Raw genomic sequence first — 860 nt, 5'->3', positions numbered from 1 at the left:
GGGGGGGGGGGGGGGGGGGGGGGGGGGGGGGGGGGGGGGGGGGGGGGAGGGGGGGGGCTCAGTTCAATGTTCGAAGTCTATCGTGCTACATTTCAGGATGCTGAATTTTTCCTGGAAGCATCGAAAACGAAGCTGCAAATGCCGGTACTTGCCCTGGGCAGCAAATATTTTATAGCTGAAGAGTGTACAAGGGAAATGAACCTGGTTGCGGAAAGTGTAGAAGAAGTAATTTTGCCGTGGGGCCATCAGTTGGCCGAAGAATGTCCGGAAGAATTGAGTCGTGTATTGCTCGATTTTATAGGAAAATAAACAAGCTATAAATCTCTTTTTGAAAGCGGTTTAAATGATAAATATAAAAGGAGAGTAGATGCAAATGGCAGAGCTTAGCTCATATGGAGGCAATGTGAATCGAACGTTTGAGGCAACGGGATACTTCAGACTTGAACGCGAAAATGAGCGCTGGTGGCTTGTTGATCCAAAAGGGAATCAGTTCGTGACCATCGGGGTGAATCATGCGGATGAAACCAATTTAAAGTATGACCATAACTTTGATATATGGAAAACGAAATACGGCTCACGGGAAAATTGGATCAAAGGGTTAAGCGAAGATCTTAAAAGCTGGGGGTTCAACACGATCGGCTGGACAGGGGACTATATCAGCGGAGACTGGGGAGTAGCCCTTGATTGGTTCGGTGATCCGATTAACCTGGGGCATTCACAAAGCTGGTCAGCGGCCGATTATAAGCATGCCAATATGCCGTATTGCTTACAAATAAGGGTTTCTGAATTTGAGGATTGGAATGGACATCCGGTGTATCCTGACGTCTTTTCCCATGAATTTGAAATGTATTGTGACTATC

General features: G+C 47.0%; 2 protein-coding genes. Both read left to right on the top strand.

Features of this window, described 5'->3' with window-relative positions; translation table 11 throughout:
* The first annotated feature begins 66 nt into the window (after positions 1-66).
* Entirely contained in the window at positions 67-309 is a 243-nt protein-coding gene (locus ABHN01_RS24475; RefSeq protein WP_429877704.1) for an alpha/beta fold hydrolase, read from the top strand.
* A gap of 64 nt (positions 310-373) precedes the next feature.
* The coding region (locus ABHN01_RS24470) for a hypothetical protein (protein WP_429877703.1) at positions 374-860 on the top strand (487 nt) is incomplete at its 3' end.

Source organism: Fictibacillus sp. NRS-1165 (genome assembly GCF_050468105.1).
Lineage (GTDB): Bacteria > Bacillota > Bacilli > Bacillales > Fictibacillaceae > Fictibacillus_C > Fictibacillus_C terrinigri.
Note: the sequence above shows the minus strand (reverse complement) of the source record. Positions and strands in the feature narration are given on the sequence as shown.